The sequence below is a fragment of the Glycomyces buryatensis genome, assembly GCF_004912275.1.
Lineage (GTDB): Bacteria > Actinomycetota > Actinomycetes > Mycobacteriales > Micromonosporaceae > Glycomyces > Glycomyces buryatensis.
In genome coordinates this window covers 27557-48279 of the sequence record NZ_STGY01000066.1, presented here as the reverse complement: position 1 = coordinate 48279, position 20723 = coordinate 27557, and the positions used below count along the sequence as shown (strand labels likewise).

Annotated in this window: 15 protein-coding genes; 4 read left to right on the top strand and 11 right to left on the bottom strand. The window is 68.2% G+C overall.

Annotated features, from left to right (window positions below):
- Positions 1 to 23: 23 nt before the first annotated feature.
- The 5 genes from FAB82_RS17740 to FAB82_RS17720 all read right to left on the bottom strand — a co-directional run bounded on the left by FAB82_RS17740 (position 24) and on the right by FAB82_RS17720 (position 6270).
- Complete coding sequence (locus tag FAB82_RS17740; protein WP_136535877.1) at positions 24 to 1646, bottom strand: ATP-binding cassette domain-containing protein; 1623 nt, start codon at positions 1644 to 1646, stop codon at positions 24 to 26.
- A gap of 288 nt (positions 1647 to 1934) precedes the next feature.
- The gene (locus tag FAB82_RS17735) at positions 1935 to 2780 is read right to left on the bottom strand and encodes a lytic polysaccharide monooxygenase auxiliary activity family 9 protein (RefSeq protein ID WP_136535876.1); all 846 of its coding nucleotides are present in this window, start codon (positions 2778 to 2780) and stop codon (positions 1935 to 1937) included.
- A 214-nt stretch (positions 2781 to 2994) separates the two neighbouring features.
- Positions 2995 to 4533 (bottom strand): sodium-dependent transporter, encoded by a 1539-nt coding sequence (locus FAB82_RS17730; protein WP_136535875.1) that lies wholly within the window; start codon positions 4531 to 4533, stop codon positions 2995 to 2997.
- Positions 4534 to 4612: 79 nt separating this feature from the next.
- Positions 4613 to 4729, bottom strand: coding sequence for a methionine/alanine import family NSS transporter small subunit (locus FAB82_RS17725; protein WP_136535874.1), 117 nt, complete (start codon positions 4727 to 4729; stop codon positions 4613 to 4615).
- The gene (locus FAB82_RS17720) at positions 4726 to 6270 is read right to left on the bottom strand and encodes a sodium-dependent transporter (RefSeq protein ID WP_136535873.1); all 1545 of its coding nucleotides are present in this window, start codon (positions 6268 to 6270) and stop codon (positions 4726 to 4728) included. The genes FAB82_RS17725 and FAB82_RS17720 overlap by 4 nt, the downstream gene beginning before the upstream one ends.
- 261 nt (positions 6271 to 6531) lie before the next feature.
- On the opposite strand from FAB82_RS17720, the gene FAB82_RS17715 reads away from it, so the two are divergent.
- Together FAB82_RS17715 and FAB82_RS17710 are read left to right on the top strand one after the other, a co-directional pair.
- Entirely contained in the window at positions 6532 to 8745 is a 2214-nt protein-coding gene (locus tag FAB82_RS17715) for a HelD family protein (protein ID WP_211116655.1), read from the top strand.
- Between the two features lie 47 nt (positions 8746 to 8792).
- Positions 8793 to 10595 (top strand): Stk1 family PASTA domain-containing Ser/Thr kinase, encoded by a 1803-nt coding sequence (locus FAB82_RS17710; RefSeq protein ID WP_136535872.1) that lies wholly within the window; start codon positions 8793 to 8795, stop codon positions 10593 to 10595.
- 22 nt (positions 10596 to 10617) lie between these two features.
- Here the strand turns inward: FAB82_RS17710 and pyrE are convergent, their stop codons facing one another.
- The 6 genes from pyrE to FAB82_RS17680 form a co-directional block, all read right to left on the bottom strand.
- A complete protein-coding gene (gene pyrE, locus FAB82_RS17705) occupies positions 10618 to 11154 on the bottom strand; it encodes an orotate phosphoribosyltransferase (RefSeq protein WP_136535871.1) in 537 nt (178 codons plus the stop codon).
- Between the two features lie 67 nt (positions 11155 to 11221).
- Positions 11222 to 12934, bottom strand: a complete 1713-nt coding sequence (locus FAB82_RS17700; protein ID WP_136535870.1) for a serine/threonine protein kinase — start codon at positions 12932 to 12934, stop codon at positions 11222 to 11224.
- 170 nt (positions 12935 to 13104) lie between these two features.
- A complete protein-coding gene (locus tag FAB82_RS17695; RefSeq protein WP_136535869.1) occupies positions 13105 to 13581 on the bottom strand; it encodes a hypothetical protein in 477 nt (158 codons plus the stop codon).
- Between the two features lie 153 nt (positions 13582 to 13734).
- On the bottom strand, positions 13735 to 14202 hold the full coding sequence (locus tag FAB82_RS17690; protein ID WP_136535868.1) for a ribose-5-phosphate isomerase: 468 nt from the start codon (positions 14200 to 14202) through the stop codon (positions 13735 to 13737).
- Between the two features lie 11 nt (positions 14203 to 14213).
- Positions 14214 to 15419, bottom strand: a complete 1206-nt coding sequence (locus FAB82_RS17685; RefSeq protein WP_136535867.1) for a DUF1015 family protein — start codon at positions 15417 to 15419, stop codon at positions 14214 to 14216.
- Positions 15420 to 15537: 118 nt separating this feature from the next.
- Entirely contained in the window at positions 15538 to 16881 is a 1344-nt protein-coding gene (locus tag FAB82_RS17680) for an RNA-guided endonuclease InsQ/TnpB family protein (RefSeq protein ID WP_211116654.1), read from the bottom strand.
- Between the two features lie 148 nt (positions 16882 to 17029).
- Between FAB82_RS17680 and pepN the strand changes: the two genes are divergently transcribed.
- Both pepN and FAB82_RS17670 read left to right on the top strand, forming a co-directional pair.
- Positions 17030 to 19567, top strand: a complete 2538-nt coding sequence (gene pepN, locus FAB82_RS17675; RefSeq protein ID WP_211116653.1) for an aminopeptidase N — start codon at positions 17030 to 17032, stop codon at positions 19565 to 19567.
- A gap of 190 nt (positions 19568 to 19757) precedes the next feature.
- A complete protein-coding gene (locus FAB82_RS17670) occupies positions 19758 to 20690 on the top strand; it encodes a hypothetical protein (RefSeq protein WP_136535865.1) in 933 nt (310 codons plus the stop codon).
- Positions 20691 to 20723 lie beyond the last annotated feature (33 nt).

Here is a 20723-nt window from a genome sequence, read left to right as displayed (position 1 = left end):
GATGTCAATCAGGCAGTATCGACCTACAACCGGTCGGCACGCGGTATTTCGGCCGTCGTGTCGGCGACGATTCCCTCCCCGCGTTCGAGCGTGATGCGGCGGGTCAGGCCGAGGCCGGCCAGGAACGCCTCATCGTGGCTGACCACGACCAGCGCGCCCTGGTAGGCGGTGAGCGCCTGCTGGAGCTGGCGGGTCGAGGTCATGTCCAGGTTGTTGGTGGGCTCGTCCAGCAGCAGCAGGTGCGGCGCCGGCTGGGCCGACAGCACCGTCGCCAGTGCCGCCCGCAGGCGCTGGCCGCCCGAGAGCGAGTCGACCTGCTGGAAGACCGCGTCGCCGCGCATGCCGAAGCGGGCCAGGCGAGTGCGCAGCAGCGCCTGTTCGGCCTCGGGGGCGCGGGATCGGACATTGTCGAAGACGCTGGCGGCGCCGTCGAGCAGCTCGAGCCGCTGGGTCAAGAACCCGTACGGCACCCGGGAGGCTTCGGCGACGGCCCGCAGCAACGTGGTCTTGCCCGAGCCGTTGTCGCCGCTCAGCGCCACCCGCTCGGGGCCGCGCAGGTGCAGGTCGATGCCGTCGCCGTACAGATCGGTCGCCTTGAGGCCCTTCAGCCTGTACCCCTTCAAGACCACGATCTCGCGGTGCGAACTGACGGAGGTCTCGGGCAGGTCGATGTTGATGGCGGCGCCGTCGCGCAGGGCGTCCTCGGCCTCGTCGAGGCGGTCCTTGGCTTCGGCCACGTCGTCGAGCTTGGCGCCCAGGTACTTCGCCGAGCTGACCTCTCCGGCGTTCTTCTTGCCGTTGAGGAGGATCTTCGGCGTGCCTCCGGAGTCGCGTTCCTTGCGCCAGGCGGCGGCGCCCCGGTCGCCCTTGATGCGGGCGGCGATGAGCTCGCGTTTCTGGCGTCCGAGGTCGGCCTTGGCGTCGCGCACGGCGCGGGCGGCGGCCTCCTCTTCGATCGCGATGGCCCGCTCGTAGGCGTCGAAGTTGCCCTCGAAGACGCGGATGGAGCCGCGGTAGAGCTCGGCGACGGCGTCGACGTGCTCCATCAGGGCCTTGTCGTGGGTGACCACGAGCAGCGTGCCGCCGAATCGCCCGATCGCCTGGTACAGCCGTTCACGGGCCGAGGCATCGAGATTGTTCGACGGCTCGTCCAGCAGCAGCACGTCGGGGCGCAGCAGCAGCTTCCCGGCCAGACCGACGAGCATCGACTCCCCGCCCGAGAGCGTGGCGATGGTGCGGTCGAGTCCGATGTGGTCCAGCCCGAGTTCGTCCAGCGTGACGCGGGCGCGGTCGAGGAAGTCCCAGTCCTCGCCGATGACGGCGAAGTGGTCCTCGTCCACGTCACCGGATTCGATGGCCGCCAAGGCCTTTCGCTTCGCGGTGATGCCGAGCAGGTCCTCGACGGTGTCGTCCAGGCGCAGCGGCAGATCCTGCGGCAGGTAGGCCGCGAGCCCCGAGACGGTGATGCCGCCGGACTCGGGAGTCAGGATCCCGGCGATCAGGCGCAGCAGTGTGGACTTCCCGGTGCCGTTGTCGCCGATCAGGGCGGTCCGGCCGCCCGAGAAGGCGGCGTCGACCCCGTCGAAGACGCGGTCGCCGTCGGGCCAGGAGAAACGGAGCTGGTTGACGGTGATGAATGTGGACATGGAGCAGAGTCCTCTCACAGGTTCCGATGCGGGAATCGATTGAGAAGACACCGCGCCATTGACCGACCATGCTCATGAATTGAGTGACCGGTGGCGGGTTCGGGAAGTCGATGGGCTCCCTGAAGATCGCAGACTGCCCCACGTGCGCAGAGACGTGGTGGCGCGGTGTCTGGGACCTACAGCTTCAAGGGAGTTCCTAACGCCGACTACAAAGACGCCGCCAAGGATAGCCTCGAGAGGAGAGCGCCGTCAAGCACTCTCCCCTCATCCTCGGCTCAGATCACAGGATCAGCAGGTGGCGAGCTCTTTCCACACGCCCCATTCGCCGGTGGTCCCGGGCTCTTCGCCCTGGGTCCACCAGTCGGCCCGGTAGGCGACGCCGTCGTAGGTCACCTGGTCGCCGGCCGTGTAGGTGGCGCCGGTGTCCCAGGCCGCCGCCTCGCACTCGGCACCGGTGGCCGGGTCGGTCGTGGTGCCGTCGGTCGGGTCTTCGGATGCGCCGTCCGTCGGCTCCGCCTCAGTGGGGTCGCCGCCGGTGCCGCCGCCGAAGTCCACGTCCACACAGGAGTAGAAGGCGTTGGCGGTGTCGGCGATGTTCCAAACACTGAGGATCAGGTGCCGGCCGGACTTCTCCGGGAGCGTGATGTCGTGCGTCATGGTGTGGTCGGGCTTGGAACCGCCCATGTCGAACGAGTCGAACGGGGTGAGTTCGAGCTGGTCGCGGGTGAGCGGCTGCGTGGGGTCCCAGCCGTCCTTGGTGATGTAGTAGTCGAAGGTCGCCGTCGAGTGCTGGGCGGTCATCGTCCACGAGACGGTCTGGGCGCCGGAGCCGACCGAGGTGGTCGGCCAGTTGCCGCCCCTCGGGTCGTCCAGCTCGGCGAACTCGGCGTGGCCGCCGGCGCAGATCTCGCCGTCGGCGGGACCGGCGTCGGGGAAGCCCTTGGGACCCTCGACACTCTGGGGCTCATACGAAATGGCGCCGCAGTCGGTGACGGTGCCGTCGGCGCACAGGGCCGAGCGGCTGGGCGGGTCGGAGGTGTAGCCGTGCCCCCAGGCGAGGGCGGCCAGGGAAGCCGAGACGGCCAGGGTCCCGACTCCCGCGAGGGACAGGATGATTTTGCGCGACTTGCGCATCTTCGTCTCCTATCGACGATGTCTGGGTCAGCGGTCCTTCGGCGGCGACGTGATGGGAACCACCGAATTGCAAGCAAACTTAACAGTTGGCGACAGGGCACACAAGAGGCGAGTACGGGGATTTCTAACCTTTCTCGCATTTCGCACTAAAGCTGACGGAAAGCCAGGTGGCCGCACACGAAACGTGTGCGGCCACATGCGACGGAAGGGCTCCTCAGGCGGTGGCCGACCCGCTGTCGACGGACTCGCCGTCCTCAGAATTCGCGACCGGCAGCGGACGGCGGTACATGACCGCGGTCATGACGAGTCCGAACAGGATCATCGCCCCGCCCACGCCCCAGTTGATGTAGATCAGCTCGTTGGCGATCTCCGGGTCGGACAGGTCTTCGATCTGCCCCTTGACGTTCAGGATCAGCACCAGAGTCAGCATGATCGTCGTCAGGGCCAGGCAGACGTACCAGACCCAGCCGAGCTTGAGCACCGAGGTGCGGTTGGCCTCGGCCGCCAGGACCCGGATCTTCCCGGTGGCGAACGCCAGGACGATCGTCGCCAGGCCGCCGAGCACCAGGCCGTAGCCGGAGACGGCGAAGTCCACCGCGTCGACCATCGACGAGCCGTTGGTGGTCGGGTAGATCAGGATCGAGAACAGCGCCATCGGAATGCCGATGACCGCGACGGTCTTCTTGCGGCTCCAGCCGAAGCGGTCCTCCACTGAGGAGAACGGCACGATCACCATCGAGATGATCGAGGAGACGCCGGCCACCACCAGGCTGGCGAAGAACAGCACGCCGACGAAGTTGCCGCCGGGCATCTCGTTGAGGATCGCCGGGAAGGTCACGAACGCGACCCCGCCGCCGACGCCGACCAGCTCGCCGATCGCGGTGCCGCTCTGGGCCGACATGAAGCCCAGGATCGAGAACACCCCGATGCCCGCCATGAGCTCGAACGAGGAGTTCGCGAACGCGACGGTGACGGCCGTGGTCGACAACTCCGCCTTCTTCTTCAGGTACGAGGAGTAGGCGATCATGGTGCCCATGCCGATCGACAGGGAGAAGAAGACCTGCCCGTAGGCTGCCAGCCAGATCTCCGGCCCTGTTTCAAGAGCTGTAATGGTGTCCCACTGCGGGGTGAAGAACGCGTTCAGGCCGTCCAAGGCGCCGTCGAGGGTGACCGCGCGGATCACGATGACGCCGAACAGCACCACCAGTAGCGGAATGCAGATGCGGTTGGCCAGCTCCACGCCCTTGCGGACGCCCCCGAGCATGATGACCAGCACCAGGACCCACACGCCGATCAAGGCCGCCATGATGGTGGGGCGGTACTCCCCGAAGGTGAGCGGGTCCTCGGAGGCGGCCAGGAAGTCGACGCCGAAGAACATCGCCGAGTCCTCGCCCCAGGACCTGGTCACCGCGAAGAAGACGTAGCAGACCGCCCAGGCGATGATGACGGCGTAGAAGGTCGCCAGGAAGAAGGCGATGGCGTTCTGCCACCAGCCGATGCCCTCGGCGCGGGGCGAGAGCATCCGGAAGGCCGAGGGCGGGCCGCTGCGGTACCTGCGGCCGATCGTGTACTCCAGCAGCAGCAGCGGGATGCCGGCGGTGAGGATCGCGATCAGGTAGGGCACCAGGAAGGCGCCGCCGCCGAATTCGTAGGCCTCGCCGGGGAAACGCCAGATATTGCCCAGGCCGATCGCCGATCCGGCGGCGGCCATGATGAACCCGGCGCGGGTTCCCCAGGTCTCTCTTGTCTTCATTGAATTCAGTTCTCCGTGGCAAGGTTCCGTGGGTTGAAACAGCGGGGGGCCGGTCCGAGGACCGACCCCCCGCTAGCGGCTACTCGTCGGCGTCGGGCTGCTCGGGGTGGGTCATGAGCGTTACCGCGGAGACGATGAGTCCTCCGAAGATGACGACGATCGCGACGATCATCATGATGAGCGCACTGCTGGTCACTGGCCGACCTCCTCTCGAATGGCCTCTTCCTCTTCGCTCGGGATCTCGGGCACGTCACGGCGACGCAGGATCAGCGCCATGATGATGCCGAAGGCCACGGCGCCGAGCGCCACGGACCAACCGAAGGACTGGTACAGGTTGTAGGTGGCCTGCGGGTCCTCCGGGTCGCTCGGGTCCGCGGTCAACAGGTCGCGGATGTTGTAGAACAGGATGACCGTGAGCATGATCGGCGTGATGACGCCGAGGAAGACCACCCAGATCGGGCCGACCCTGAACGTGGAGGTGGCGTTGGCGTTGTCGCGCAGCTCCTTCCACTTCCAGGCGACCCAGACCACGGCCACGATGGAGACCAGCGCGGCCACGGCGATGCCGTACTTGTTGATGAACTCGTCGGAGACGTCGAGCAGCATGATGCCGTTGACGGTGGGCAGCAATCCGATCGAGACGACGGCCATAAGGCCGCCGAGGATCGCGGTGGACAGTCCGCGGCTCCAGCCGAAGCGGTCCTCGAACGCCGCGACCGGCACCTGCACGATCGAGATCAGTGAAGTCCAGCCGGCGATCACGAGGCTGCCGAAGAACAGGACGCCGAACAGTCCCGGCAGGGTCGGCAGCGTGCTGATGATGGCCGGGAAGGCCACGAAGGCCAGTCCGATGCCGGCGCTGACCTGGTCCTCGACCGCGGTCCCGGATTGGACCGCCATGAAGCCGAGCACCGAGAACACGCCGATGCCCGCGAGCAGCTCGAACGAGGAGTTCGCGAAGCCGACGGTCAGAGCCGAAGTGGTGATGTCCGACTTCTTCTTCAGATAGGACGCGTAGGTGACCATGATGCCGAAGCCCACGGAGAGCGAGAAGAAGATCTGGCCGTAGGCGGCGAGCCAGACGCTCGGCGTGCTCCAGATCAGCTCCCAGTCCGGCCTGAAGAAGGCGTTGAGGCCGACCTCGGCGCCTTCCAGGGTCAGCGCCTGGACGACCAGGACGCCGAACATGACCGCCAGCAGCGGGATCGCGATCTTCGCGGTCAGCTCGATGCCCTTCTTGACGCCCAGGCCGATCACCAGGAGCGTGGCCGCCCAGATGACGATCATGACGGTGCCGAGGCCGGGCAGCCAGGTGCCGAAGTCGTACATGTCGCCGGCTTGCAGGAAGTCGACGAACAGGAAGGCCTCCGGGTCGTCGCCCCAGCGCTGGTCCAGCGCGAAGAAGGCGTACCAGCCGGCCCAGGCGATGATCGCCGCGTAGTAGACGGCGATGACGATCGAGATCGCCACCTGCCACCAGCCGATCACCTCGGCGTTCTTGTTCAAGCGGCGGAAGGCGACCGGGGCGGATCCCTTGTATTTCCGCCCGATCGTGAATTCCATGATGAGCAATGGAATACCGGCGGTCACGAGGGCCACCAGGTACGGAACCATGAACGCACCGCCACCGTTTTCGTAGGCGACACCGGGGAAACGCCAGATATTGCCGAGTCCGACCGCCGATCCGATGGCGGCGAGGATGAACCCGACCCTGGTCCCCCAATTCTCTCTAGTCATGAGTAATCTCTCCAGTCACGCCAATAAAGGGCACTCGTATAGCGCGTTACCGTAGTCCCCGGGCGAATGCGAGGTCAAGGCACTGTTATCACCTTGTTGTCGATTTCGCACTTCGGACGTTCGTCCTCTTCTGCGCCGATTTGATCGTTGTACCAGCGTAATCAAGGTTCTGTCGCTAGGGAGACGATCGGCCGGGAGCGCGGTATTCTTTTCAGTTGCGCCGCTCTGCGCCGAATTCCGGCATCACCATCTAGGAGACCCGTGTCCGCTGCCATCACTCCTGCCATCGAAACCGAGCAGAAACGGCTCGACAGTCTCTACGCCCGGCTCGACCAGATTCGCGATCAGGCCCACACGCGCCTCGCTGAGTCGCGGCGCAAGCACGTGGAGAACGAGCAGGAGCTCTCGCAGCGCGACGCCGAGGCCCACTTCCACCGCCTCCGCATTGCCGGGCTCGACGCCGTCGAGGACGGCCTGTGCTTCGGACGGCTCGACTACATCGAGCAGGACGAACCGATGTACCTGGGACGCATCGGCGTCCACGCCGAGGGCGGAGAACAGCTGCAGGTCGACTGGCGTTCCGAGGCCGGTCGCCGCTTCTACCTGGCCACCGCCGCCGCCCCCTCAGGGGTGCGGCGCCGCCGCCACCTCCACACCAAGGGCCGGCGCTTGACCTCGGTCAACGACGAGGTGCTGGACCTTGCGGCGGCCGACGGCTCCGATTCCACGATCGGCTCCGAGGGCGCGCTCATGGCCGCGCTCGACGCCGCCCGCACCGACAAGATGCGCGACATCGTCGCCACCATCCAGGCCGAGCAGGACCGGATCATCCGCGCCCCCTTGGAGGGCATAATGATCGTCGACGGCGCGCCGGGCACCGGCAAGACCGCCGTCGCCCTCCACCGCGCCGCCTACCTGCTGTACGAGCACCGCGAACGCCTCCAGCGCCGCGGCGTCCTCATCATCGGCCCCGGCAAGCAGTTCCTGCGCTACATCTCCGACGTGCTGCCGGGCCTGGCCGAGACCGACGTCCTCCTGCGCACCCCGAGCCAGCTCTACCCCGGCATCGTCGCCGACCGGCCCGAGTCCGAGGCCGTCGCCGCCGTCAAGGGCCGCGCCGTCATGGCCGGGGTCATCGCCAGCGCGGTGGCCGACCGCCAGGTCGTCCCCCGCGAGCCGCTGCCGGTCGACTTCGAGGGCCACGAGCTGCTGCTGCGTCCGGAGAAGATCACTGCCGCGCGCGATGCCGCCCGCGAGTCCGGCCTGCCGCACAACGAAGCCCGCGAGACCTTCCACAAGCGCGTCATCGCCGACCTGGCGATGCAGTACGCCGACATCATCGGCGCGGACCCCCTCGGCGGGGAGAACCTGCTGGGGCTCGAGGACCGGGCGAAGCTGGCCGCCGAGATCGCCACCGACGCGGTCATCCGCGGCGAGATCGAGGCGCTGTGGCCGCAGCTGCGGGCCACCGATCTGCTCGAAGACCTGTTCTCCTCCCCCGCGCTCATCGCCTCGGCCGCGGCCGTGCTCGAGAAGGAGGAACGGCGGCTGCTCCGGCGGGAGCCCGGCGGCTGGTCGGAGGCCGACATCGCCTTGCTGGACGAGGCCGCCGAGCACCTGGGCGACATCGAGCGCGACCGGGCGCAGGCCATCGACGCCGAACAGGTCGCCTACGCCGAGGACGTCCTGTCGATCGCGTCCGGTTCGGCCTCCTTCGACTTCGAGGACGAGGCCGATTCGGAGATCCTCATGGCGTCCGACCTGGTCGACGCCGCGCTCCTCGGCGAGCGGCAGGTCGACCACCGGTTCGTCTCGGTGGCCGAGCGGGCCGCCGCCGACCGCCGCTGGATCTTCGGCCACGTCATCGTGGACGAGGCCCAAGAGCTCTCGCCGATGGAGTGGCGGGCGCTGCTGCGCCGCTGCGTCGCCAGGTCATTCACCGTCGCCGGCGACCTCGCCCAGGCCGGGCACGCTTCGGCGCCACGCAGCTGGGACCAGGTCTTCGGCGACTCCGAGCTGGCCTGGCGGGCCGAGCAGTTGACGGTCTCCTACCGGACCCCGGCCGAGATCATGGCCGTCGCGACCCGGGTGCTGGACGCGATCGACGTCGAGGCCCCGCGTCCGACGGCGGTGCGTTCGTCCGGGTACGAGCCGTGGCTGGAGGTCGTGCAGGAGAACCTCGAGGAGCGCATGGAGGCCCTCGTCGCCGCCGAGGCGGCGAAGGTCGACGGCGGATCGGTGGCGATCATCACCACTCCCGAACTCGCGGCGGGACTCTCCGGTATCAGTTCGGCCTCGGTCCTGACCGTGAAGCAGGCCAAGGGGCTCGAGTTCGACGCGGTCATCGTGGTCGACCCGGATGCGATCGCGGGCACCAGCCTGCGGAACCTCTACGTCGCACTGACCCGGGCCACCAAGCGCCTCGGAATTGTGGCGCCCGACAAACCCGTCTTCCCCGGTGCCGAGGTCCTGTAGTCGTCGCACCAGTCTTTTAGACTGTTGTCCACAGGAAGGGGTGCGGGTTGACAACGACGACCGGGGACTTGACGGGCGCGCACGTCGACGGGCGCTACCGGCTCCAGCGGCTCATCGCGCACGGCGGCATGGCGTCGGTGTACGAGGCGCATGACGACCGGCTCGACCGCACGGTCGCGGTCAAGATCATCACCGCGTCCGGCATCACCGGTTTCGACCTCGACTCGTTCACGAACGAGGCGCGCAATATCGCGCGGCTCTCCCACCCCAATATCGTGGCCGTGTTCGACCAGGGCGTTCACGACGGCCTGCCGTACGTGGTCATGGAGTACGTCCCCGGGACGACGCTGCGCGACCTGCTCAACCGGCGGCGCCGCCTGCGCATCGAGGAGGCCGCCGAACTGTGCGCCCAGATCCTCGACGGGCTCCAGGCCGCGCACGACGCCGGGCTGGTCCACCGCGACATCAAGCCCGAGAACATCCTGCTGAAGAACGGCGGCCGCGGCGACCGCGTCAAGGTCGTGGACTTCGGTCTGGCCGAGGCCGTGCACGGGGAGTCGCAGCGGGGCGGACCGCTGCTGGCGACGGCCGCGTATGTGGCGCCCGAGCTGGTCAGCGGCCAGAGCGCGACCCCGGCCAGCGACGTGTACTCGACCGCGATCCTGTTGTACGAGCTGCTGACCGGCGAGGTGCCCTTCGACGGGCCCGACGCCGGGGAGGTGGCCCGCCGGCACCGCGACGAGGACATTCCGTCGCCGCGGCTGGCCGCCCCCGATGTGCCCGAGGGGCTCGCGCAGCTGGTGACGGCCGCGGCGAGCCGCCGGCCGGGCGAGCGTCCGGTCGACGCCGGGGCGTTCGCGCGTCGGCTCCAGGCCGTCGACACCGAGCCCAGCGAGCAGGCGGCCGGTCAGGTCCCGCGCCCGACGCGCGCGGTGCGGACCACGATGGTCGTCCCGCAGGCGGGGTCGGGCCGGTCCTGGAAGGCGCTCATCAAGCTCGCCATCATCATTGCGATCATCGCGGCCGTGGCGGCCGCCGGTTGGTGGATCGGCATCGGCCGCTACACCGACGCGCCCTCGCTCCTGAGCCAGGACGCGGCGTCGGTCGCCGCGTACGCCGAGGACGAGGGTTTCGAGGTCGAGTTCGACGAGGGCGGCTACTCCGAGGGCGTGCCCAAGGACGGGGTCCTCGCGCAGAACCCGGAACCGGGCGAGCGGATCCGGTTGGGCAGCACCATCACCGTGACGCTGTCGCTGGGCCCGGAGCGCTACGAGGTGCCCGAGCTGGCGGGGAGGACCGAGGACGAGGCGCTCGCCGAGCTCGGGAAGTTCTCCGCGGAGGTCACCGTCGCGCACGACTACAGCACCGAGTACCCGAAGGGCCAGGTCATCTCGACCGATCCGCCGGCCGGCCAGGAGGTCAAGGCCGGCGCCTCGGTGACCGTCACGGTCTCCGACGGGGTGCCGCCGCTACAGGTGCCCGACCTGGTCGGCATGGACGAGGACTCCGCCGAGGAGGCCTTGGAGGCCAACGGACTCGAGGTCGGCGAGACGAGCGAACGCTACAGCGACACCATCCCCGAGGGTTCGGTCATCGAGTCCTCGCCGGCGGCGGACAGCCCGGTCGCCGAGGGCGACGAGGTGGGCCTGGTGATCAGTGAGGGCCCGGAGCCGGTCGAGGTTCCCGACGTGGTCGGCATGGACGTCGACGACGCGAAGGAACTCCTCGAAGGACTCGGCTTCACGGTCAAGACGGGCCAGATCTGGTTCACCGGAACGGTGTTCGACCAGTCGCTGGACGAGGGCGACGAGGTCGACAAGGGCTCCGAGATCTGGATTTGGGCCCGCTGACCCGCGCGCGGCCGCGGCCGGGCTACTTATCCCCGGCGGCCTTGAGCTCGGTCATGGTGAACAGGGCCGTGAGTTCGACCCCGACGTCGGTCAGGTTCTGCACGCCGCCCGTCTCGCGGTCGATGACGCACAGGGCCCGCTTCACGATCGCGCCCCGCTTGCGCAGCTCGGCGACCCCGTCCAGGATCGCCCCGCCCGAGGTCACGACGTCCTCCACGATGAGCAGCTCGCGCCCGTCGATGTCGCCGCCCTCGGCCAGGCGGCAGGTCCCGTAGGTCTTGGCCTCCTTGCGCACGAACAGCGCCGGCACCCCCGTCAGCTGGGACAGCATGGTCACCAAGGGAATGCCGCCGAGCTCCAGGCCCGCCAGCATGTCGACCCCGTGGGCCGGCACCTGCGCCGCCAGCTCCTCGCCGATGCGCCGCAGCAGCACCGGGTCGGACTCGAACAGGTACTTGTCGAAGTATTCGTTGGCCACCACCCCGGACCGGAGGGTGAACTCGCCGGTCAGGTGGGATCGGTGGTAGATGTCGCTGGCCAGCTCGGCGTGATTGCTCATGGCTCCACCCTGCCAGAAGCACCCGGGACCTTGGCGGAGACCGGCGCTCATGCCGATCGGATCACGCCTACTCGAACAGGTTTTCGAACCACTCGGAGACCTTCTCGGTCACCGCAGCGGTGATGCCGTCCAAGGAGAACCACGAGAACAGACCGGTGAACCAGTCGATGGGGTTGAAGTCGAAGTCCAGCCAGGACCACGTCAGCTGGTCGAGGTAGTTCATGCCGACCAGGAACAGGAAGATCCCCGTCGCCAGGTGCGCCAGCCGGGCGGTGCGCCGTTTGGCATGGAGGATCCGGCCCCAGAACAGGCCGCCGGCCAGCCGGATCAGGAAGAACAACCCGATCGCGACGCCGATGACCAGCAGGTAGCCCAGCGCCTGGTTCCGGATCGTCTCCATGCCCTGCTGGATCGTGAAGAACAGCCACATGATCAGCGAGAACAGCCCGCCGATAATGGACAGTTCGAGGCCCTTGGAGAGGCTGCCGGGCGGACCGAGCAGCGGCGGCTGCTCCTCGCGGTCGACATGGTCCGGGTGGTCGTCCCGGCGCAGGCTCTGGGACGGGTCGCCCGCCAGGCGCAGGCGCGGCAGCTCGTTATTGTCGGACTGGCCGGGCGCGTAGTTCCCCTGCTCGGGGACGCGGACGTGGCCGACGATCGGCTTCGCGCCATTCACCGGGCCGACGCCGTCCAGGCCCGGCTCCATCATGCGGGTGCTGTTCGCCGGGGCTGCGGGGGCCGCGGGAGCGGGCGGGGACGGCATGGGCGCGGCCATCGGCGAATTGACCGGACCGACCAGGCGTCGCGTGGATTCGGTCGAGCTCGCGAAAGCGCCATTGGACGCTCCCCAGTCGACCCCCAGGTCCGGCAGGTTCGAACGGGAGACCTCATCGACCAGCTCGGTGATCCAGCGCGAGAGCTCCTCGGTGCGAGGCCGGTTCGACGGTTTGTCGTCCAACGTCGCCGTCAGCATGTCCCGCAGGCGCGGATTGGATTCGAGGACCGGGTGGGTGCGCAGCCGCGACCACGGCACCGACTGCTCCTGCCCGGGAGTGTCGGTGCGGGCGCTGGCGCCGGTGACCATGTAGAACGCGATCGAACCGAAACCGTGCACGTCGTAGGACGGGCCGACGGTGCCCTGGTGGGCCTCGGGCCCAGCCGACTCGGGCGTGTACGCGATCGTCGTCAGGTGGGCCGGCGTGTAGTAGCGGGCGCCGGTGAAGTCGATGACCTTGGCCGAGCCTTCGGGACCGATGATCACGTTGGCGGGCTTGAGGTCCATGTGCAGCACCGGGTGCGCGCCGGCCGGCGGGTGGTGCATCGCCAACATGACGTTGACGACCGACTGGAGGGTGCGGGCGGCATTGACGCGGGCGAGCCGCTGGGACAGCAGCTGCCGCAGGTCGTGGCCCGGCAGGTACTCCAGGACCTGAAAGGGGACCGGGTCGCCGACGGCGGGGGCGTCGGGCGAGTGCGGCGCGCGGCCGTAGAAGGCGTCGATGCGGCGGCAGATCGCGCCGACATTGCGGCTGTGGAGATCCATCAGCACCGCGTCGCCCTTGTCCCACGACCGGAACTGCTGTTCCTTCGGATCGGAGGGATTGAACCGGAAGACCTTGACGGTCAAGGGCGTCGAGGAGATCCCCGCCGACATGCGGACGGCCTGGAAGACGTCGGCCTGGCCGCCGGAACCGAGCAGACCGGTGAGCCGGTAGCTCTGCTCCGCTCCCGGCACGGGGTCGGCCGGGCCGCAGACGAGGTCAACGGTGGCGTTCGACATGAGGCGTGGTTCCTTCGCGGATGGTTGGTTGTCCCATAGCGTAACGCCCGCACGCACCCTTGCGCCGCCCACAGCGGCCGCCCTGTTCGCATCGTCTCAACGGGCAACCGGCGGCTCCGAAGAAGTTTCGGGACGCGCCGAAGGTTCGAAGGCGGCGCGCCGGGCCCGACTCAACGGCTGCCGCCCCACGGGCTGTCACCCTGCGGCGGGGAGGCCGGAGTCATGCCGGCCGAGGGCTGGGCACCGAAACCGGGACCGGACGGCTGTCCGTACGAGCTGGCCGGCGGGGCCGGAGCACCGCCGCCGCCCAGCGGCTCGAACGAGTTCGGGCCGCCGGCGCTCGGCTGCTGCAAAGGGCCCGGCTGCTGCACTGGGCCCGCCGGGGCCTCCGAGACACGGTCGAAACTGCCGGTCGAGGCGCGCGCCGGGGCCGAGCCGCCGCCGCGGCTGAGCGACCACAACGACGGGGAGAAGGCGATGCTCAGCACACCGGTGCCGATGGCGTACAGCGGGAAGATGTTCGCCTCCCGCTCGCTGAGGTCCCACATATCGAACTCGGAGGCGAACACCGCGGCCAGCAGTCCGAGAGCCGCCAACACGAGGAGCACCTGGAACAGGTGGAGGAGAACGCGAAGACCTATATTCATAGATTGACGCTACCAACACGTGTCCACTAACTCCAGATTTACGAACCTGAATTCGAGGGAATTCCACCGACGAAAAGGCCCGGGCTCGCGCCCGGGCCTTCCGCCGTATCAGCGGTGTCTTCGCTTGCCGCCTAGGGGGTGGTTGCGGACCCCCTAGGGCAGTTCGGGCACCTCGCGGGTCCGCTCGTACTCCGAGAGCATGTCGATGCGCCGCTGGTGGCGCTCCGCGCCCGAGAAGGCCTCGTCCACGAAGGCGTCCACGAAGCTCGTGGACTCCTCGACCGAGTGCATCCGGCCGCCGACCGCGATGACGTTCGCGTCATTGTGCTGGCGGCCGAGTTTGGCGGTCTCGACACTCCAGGCCAGGGCCGCCCGGCAACCGGGGACCTTGTTGGCGGCGATCTGCTCGCCGTTGCCCGAGCCGCCGATGACGACGCCCAGGCTGCCCGGGTCCGCGACCACCATGGCGGCCGCGTTCAGGCAGAACGGCGGGTAGTCGTCCTCGGCGTCGTACACGTGCGGGCCGACGTCGACAACTTCGAAGCCGCGCTCGCCCAGGTGCTTCACCAGGTGCTGCTTGAGGTCGAAACCGGCGTGGTCGGTACCGATGTAGATGCGCACGAAAGTCTCCCCTAACCCTTCGGCAGTTCGGCGATGGTCAGACCGGCCCGCGCCTTGGGCACGAACCAGGTCGACTTCCGCGGCATCTTGAGCCGCTTGAGGTTGACGTCGATGAAGTCCTCGACCGTGACCGGCGCGATCAGGATCGCCAGGTCGGCCTTCCCGGCGTCGACCTGCTCGGCCATCCAGGAAGCCGGGTAGTCCCCGCCGACATAGGTGATGCGCTTGTCCCCGGCGTCCCAGCCGAGGAGGCCGTTGAAGACCTCCTGCTCGACGCGGGTGTGCTCCAGGCGGTCGATCACGGTGCCCTCGACCTCGCCGAACGCGATCTCCCAGGTGCGGCCCCGGCCGTAGACGACGATCTTGCCGGCCTCGGCGGGCACCTCGGGGGCGCCGTCCACCTCGGTGACGCTCGCGCCGATCTGACCGATCTGCTCGACCAGCTGCGCGGCGGAACCGGGCAGCCCGGCGACCAGCCGGTTGTACGGACGCAGCACCACCGACTGCGGCGTGGTGACCACGGCCAGGAAGCGGTCGAGCTTGCCCACCTGCGCGGCCAGCGAACGGTGGTTGCCGTCGGCGACGATCAGGTCGCCGTCCCCGGCCAGCGCGGTCAGGGCCTCGCCGGCCTCGCCGCCGATCGCCCAGATCTCGTGGGACCGGCCGACCTCGTCCACGTCGGAGGCGACCGGCTCACCGGCGCCCTCGATCGCGGCGGCGATGGCCGCGTGCAGCTCGTCGCCCTTGGAGGACTGGAGCAGCAGGACGGGGCTGAGCAGGTGGCGCAGGCGCTGATTGAGTTCGTTGCGCTGCTTCACCTTCTCGATGAAGACGTCTTCATTGCGGATGACCTTGCCGGGCTCGTCGGCCGAGGAGGAGATCTCCGCGGTGTCGACCAGGCAGAACACGCCGTAGGCGACTGGCTCGGGCCCGCCGGAGATCCGGTAGGCGACGGCGACGTCGCCGAAGGACGCGAAGCGGCCGGCCTCCTTGAGGGCGGCGAGCCGCTCGGCGGCGGCCGGGAGGGCCTGCTCGAACGTCAGTCCCGCCGCCACCGCCTCAGGCGTGTGGGCGGGCATCTCGACGCCGAGCACGCTCGCGGGGTTGGCCTCGATGATCCGAGTGATCTCGGTTTCGTCGGGGAACTCGTCATAGTTCTTGGCGCCGGTCGATCCAGTGGAAAGCCAGGCCTGCGAAATCGGGTGTGCAGCACTCACGCCGACAGCCTAGCCGGACTTCCCTGGTCATCCCGCAGCCGCCGAGCGAACTCCCGCGATTTGGCATCCTCCCTGACCGGATGGCCAGGGATCTCCTTTGCCTTGTAATGATGCTTCGTCACAAAGAAGGTGGTAGTGACTTATCCCTCTCGGGTTTCGCGTTCCCACTGGTTCCTGGTTCTGTCCCAGTATTGGGGGTTTCGGGGGCTGCCAGCGTGTCGCTGGTCTTGGTGTCCCCTCCGCAGGCGTTTAGGCTCTCCGCTCCCAGATTGCTCTGGTCCTTTCGGTGTCCAGCGGCGAGCTGTTCGTGTTCAGCGATCTGGCGCAGGCCTTCACGCAGGATGTTGATCGCAGCGTTCACATCACGGTCATGGACCGCACCACAGTCGGTGCACTGCCACTCCCGGACGTGGAGTTCTTCCTTGCCCTTCGGCCCGGTCTTCGCCTCACACGCCGAGCAGATCTGCGTCGAGGCGTAGAACCGGTCGACCGCGATGAGGGTCCGCCCGGCACGGGCGGCCTTCGCGGTCAGGACACGAAGGAACATGCCCAGGGCCTGGTCGTGCACGCTCTTGCCGAGGCGCATGCCTTTGGCGGCCATACCATGAACGTTCAACGTCTCCACCGCGAGCACTTGGCTCTCGCGCACGAGGCGGGTCGTTTCCTGTTCAATGAAGTCACGACGCTGCGACGCGACCCTGGCATGGACCTTCGCCAACTTCAGACGGGCCTTCCGGCCGTTCTGCGAGCCTTTCTGCTTGCGGGACACGGCTCGCTGGTACTTCTTCAGCTTCCTTTCGGCCCGGCGCAGGAACTTCGGCGACTCGATCCGCTTCCCACTACTGGTCACCGCGAACGCCGACAATCCCAGATCGATCCCGACCACGGCATCTTCCCCGAGATCTGGCAACGGCGCACCGTCGACGGCCACCACGAACGAGACGAAATACTTCCCCGTCCCATCCTTGATCACCGTCACTGACGACGGCTCCGAGGGCAAGTCTCGCGACCAGGCGACCTTGACCTCGCCGATCTTCGCCAGATACAGCTTCCCGGTCTCCCGCAGCACGAACCCGCGCCGAGTGAACTCCGCCGATTGCCGCGCCGAACGCCGCTTGAATCGAGGTGGCCCAACCTTCGGGCCTTTCCGGTCACCCCTGAGAGAGGCGAAGAACGCATTGTAGGCGACCTGTAGATGCCGCAAAGACTGCTGCAACGGGACTACCGACACCTCAGCGAGCCACACCCGATCCAGCGTCTGCTTCGCCTCAGTAATCACCGCTCGCGCGACCGCCGCGAATCCCGGGCGATCCAAGCCCGCCTTCCAGGCGTTCTGGAAGATCCGCAACGCGTCGTTGTAAACCACGCGTGCCGACCCGAACGTCCGAGCCAGCATCGTTCGCTGGTCGACATCGGGGTAGATCCGGTAGTTGTACCGCAGGTGCGTCACGCGATTAACCATGCCGAGGGGGTACGACACTTTCTGTAACCCTGCGGTTCCAACAGTCACGATCCATGAGCCCGTCCAGTCGTGGCCACTCGATCCCTGAGCCGCTCCCCGCGATATGACACACTTCTTTCATATCGCAAACTACGAGACTGGAGGCATTGTGGCGGCAACGCATATTCTCACGCGGGACGAGGCCCGGCGCCGCGCCGAGCTGCTCCACGTGGATTCCTACACGGTGGAACTCGACCTGACCGGTCACGCGGCGGGGGACACCTTCTCCTCGCGTACCGCGGTGGAGTTCTCTTGCACCGAACCGGGTGCCGAGACCTTCATCGAAATCGCCGCCGAGCGCATCGAGGACGCCTACCTCAATGGCGAGCAGGTCGACATCACGCTGTTCGACCCCAAGGACGGCCTGCGTTTGACCGGCCTGGCCGCTGAGAACTCCTTGGTCGTGAACGCGATCTGCGCCTACTCGACCGATGGTCAGGGCCTGCACCGCATGACCGACCCGGTCGACAAGGAGACCTACCTCTACTCGCAGTTCGAGGTGGCCGACGCGCAGCGCGTGTACGCCTGCTTCGACCAGCCGGACCTCAAGGCCTCCTTCACCTTCCAAGTGCGCACCCCCGAGCAGTGGACGGTCATCTCGAACATGCCCGCCGTGTCCGAGACCGTCGTCGAGGCGGCCCAGTTGAAGGTGACGCTGTTCGAGACGTCAGTGCGGATGAGCCCCTACATCACCGCGATCTGCGCGGGCCCCTACTTCGGGGTGCACGAGACGCACGACGGCATCGACATGGGCCTGTACTGCCGCCAGTCCATGAAGGAGCACCTGGACCCCGACGGCGTCTTCGAGGTGACGCGGCAGGGCTTCGACCACTTCCACTCCAAGTTCGGGGTGCGCTACCCGCTGCCGAAGTACGACCAGATCTTCGCCCCCGAGTACAACTTCGGCGCGATGGAGAACTTCGGCTGCATCACGATCGCCGAGGCGGCGTTCCTGTTCCGCAGCCAGGTCACCGACTTCGAGCTGGAGCAGCGCGCCAATGTGATCCTGCACGAGATGGCGCACATGTGGTTCGGCGACCTCGTCACCATGCGCTGGTGGGACGACCTGTGGCTCAACGAGTCCTTCGCCGAGTGGGCCAGCCACTGGGCCAATGTCGAGGCCACCCGCTTCGACGGGGCGTGGACGACCTTCCTGTCGGCCCGCAAGAACTGGGGCTACGGCGCCGACCAGCAGCCGACCACCCACCCGGTGTACACCGACGCGGCCGACACCGAGGAGATCCAGGCCAACTTCGACGGCATCACCTACTCCAAGGGCGCCTCGATCCTCAAGCAGCTCGTCGCCTACGTCGGCATCGACCCGTTCCTGGCGGGCCTGCGCGCCTACTTCGAGAAGCACAAGTTCGGCAACGCGGTGTTCTCGGACCTGCTCGGCGAGCTGGAGACCGCGAGCGGCAAGCCGCTGGCGGACTTCGCCGACACGTGGCTGCGCACCGCCGGCGTCTCGACGCTGCGTCCCCAGATCGCCGTGAGCGACGGCGAGTACCGGCGCGTCACGGTCAAGCAGGAGGTCCCGGCCGACCACCCGACGACCCGCACGCACCGCATCGCGATCGGCCTGTACGACCTGGAGGGCGACGCCCTGGTGCGCCGCGACCGCCTCGAGGTGGACGTGAGCGGCGAGGAGACCGAGGTCGCCGCGCTGGCGGGCGTCAAGCAGCCGGACCTGCTGCTGCTCAACGACGACGACCTGACGTACGCGAAGCTGCGCCTGGACGAGCGAAGCCTGCGCACCGCCGTCGAGCACACCTCGGCGCTGGAGGACTCGCTGCCGCGCGCGCTGATCTGGGCCGCGGCCTGGGACATGCTGCGCGACGCCGAGCTGCCGGCGCGCCGCTTCGTCGCACTGGGCGCATCGAGCCTGACCACCGAGACCGACATCAATATCGTGACCGTCGCGCAGCGCCAGGTCGCCGGCTCGCTCGCCTACGCCGACCCGGCGGCCCGCGCGGACCTGCGCGAGTCCTGGGCGCAGGCGGCGAAGACGGCGATGGACACCGCCCCGAGCGGCGGCGACGCGCAGCGTTCCTGGGCCAAGGCGTACGCCTCGGCCGCGCGGTCGAAGACCGACCAGGCGAGCATTCGCGGCTGGCTCGACGGCCAGGGGATCCCCGACGGGCTGGCGGTCGACGCCGACCTGCGGTGGGCCCTGCTGACCGGGCTGGTGGCCGGAGGCGCCGTGGACGAGGCCGCGATCGACTACGAGCTCGAGCGCGACGACACCGCCGACGGCAAGCGCCTGTCGTTCGTCGCCCGCGCGGCGGTGCCGACCGTGGCCGCCAAGGAGCGCGCCTGGGAGCGGATCACCGACCCGAACACGGAGAACTACATCCGCCGTTCGTCGATGCTCGGTTTCGCGCCGCTCGACCAGGCCGACCTGGTGCGTCCCTACCTGGGCCGCTACCTGGAGGCGGTCCCGGAGCTGTGGGAGAAGCTGGGCGCGCAGCAGGCGGTGGAGTTCTCGAAGCTGGCCTTCCCGTCCTGCCTGATCGAGACCGAGACGCTCGCCGTGCTGGACGGGTGGCTGGCCGAGGACCGGCCGGCGCCGGTCAAGCGCGGCGTGGCCGAGGGACGGGCCGACATCGCCCGGGCCCTGGCCGGGCGCGCGCTCGACGCGCAGTCCTGACCGTCGCCTCGGCGGCGCGCCTGGCGCACCGCTGAGGCCGCGAATTCGATCGGGGCTCTGGGACCGCCGTTATAGGGCGGTCCCGGAGCCCCGACTCATATTCGGGGCATTGATAGGCTCGGGCGAATCCACCCCCGGGCCTGTCCTGACAGGCCTTAAGGCTCACCAGTCATGTGAACGGAGAGCAGTCTTGTCTGCGCTTTTGCCGGTGGTCGTCATCAGTGCCACCTTGGTCGCGTTGTTCGGGATCGTCCTGCCGCTACTGCTGCTCGGACCGGTCCTGGCCTCGCGCAACCGCCCGCAGCCGCAGCAGCTGCTGTTCGCCGTCGCGCTGCTCATCCCCACCGTCATCATCGGTTCGATCTTCCTCTCCTGGTGGTCGGTCTCGTGGCTGGAGGGCAGCGGCTCGCCCGCGCCGACGCTCGTCGGGATCACGCTGGTGGTCGCCACCGTCATCGGGCTGATGGCGCCGCTGCGGCTGCCGAGGGGCAATGCCCCGTTCTGGTTCAAGCCGCTGCTGGGCTTCAGCTCGGGTGTGCTGGTGTCGCTTTCGGTCGTGGCGGCGATCGAGCTCGGTCTCCACGAGGTCGCGGCCGTCGCGGTCGGTGTGCTGGTGCTGGCCCTGCTCGGGATGGCGTTCCGCTGGATCGCCCGCCCGCTGGCCGAGAAGCGCGCGCTCAAGCAGGCCCGGAGCGCCGTCGAGCGTTTCGGCGGCCAGCTGGTCGACGTGACCGACGAGTCCTGGCATCTGTCGAACGCCCGCGGTGACGCCAACCGGATCGTGCTCCAGTACGAGGGCGAGTCCGACGGCAAGAAGGTCGGCGCGGCCGTGATGCTCAAGCGCGACATGGAATGGGTGCCGGTGGCCAAGGAGAACGAGGCGGCGGTGTTCGAGCTCTCGCGGGGCCCGAGCGGCCAGCCGACCGAGGCGGTCTTGGCGCAGAAGCAGATCGGGCTCCCGGCGACGCTGACGATGCGCATCCCCGGCACCACGATCCTGTCCATCAGGGAGACCGTGGCCGACTCGCTGTCGTGGGTCGAGTTCGTGAACAAGCTGGAGTTGACCGACGCCGAGGCCATGCTGGGGCACCGGCTGCCGCTCGCCGAGAGCAAGAAGAAGTAACCGCTGACAAGCGAAACGCCGGCCCGGACTGAG

Excerpts from the sequence above, each read along its gene's own strand:
- FAB82_RS17740 (WP_136535877.1), bottom strand. The coding sequence starts at position 1,646 with ATGTCCACATTCATCACCGTCAACCAGCTCCGTTTCTCCTGGCCCGAC.
- FAB82_RS17735 (WP_136535876.1), bottom strand. The coding sequence starts at position 2,780 with ATGCGCAAGTCGCGCAAAATCATCCTGTCCCTCGCGGGAGTCGGGACC.
- FAB82_RS17730 (WP_136535875.1), bottom strand. The coding sequence starts at position 4,533 with ATGAAGACAAGAGAGACCTGGGGAACCCGCGCCGGGTTCATCATGGCC.
- FAB82_RS17720 (WP_136535873.1), bottom strand. The coding sequence starts at position 6,270 with ATGACTAGAGAGAATTGGGGGACCAGGGTCGGGTTCATCCTCGCCGCC.
- pyrE (WP_136535871.1), bottom strand. The coding sequence starts at position 11,154 with ATGAGCAATCACGCCGAGCTGGCCAGCGACATCTACCACCGATCCCAC.
- FAB82_RS17700 (WP_136535870.1), bottom strand. The coding sequence starts at position 12,934 with ATGTCGAACGCCACCGTTGACCTCGTCTGCGGCCCGGCCGACCCCGTG.
- FAB82_RS17695 (WP_136535869.1), bottom strand. The coding sequence starts at position 13,581 with ATGAATATAGGTCTTCGCGTTCTCCTCCACCTGTTCCAGGTGCTCCTC.
- FAB82_RS17680 (WP_211116654.1), bottom strand. The coding sequence starts at position 16,881 with ATGGTTAATCGCGTGACGCACCTGCGGTACAACTACCGGATCTACCCC.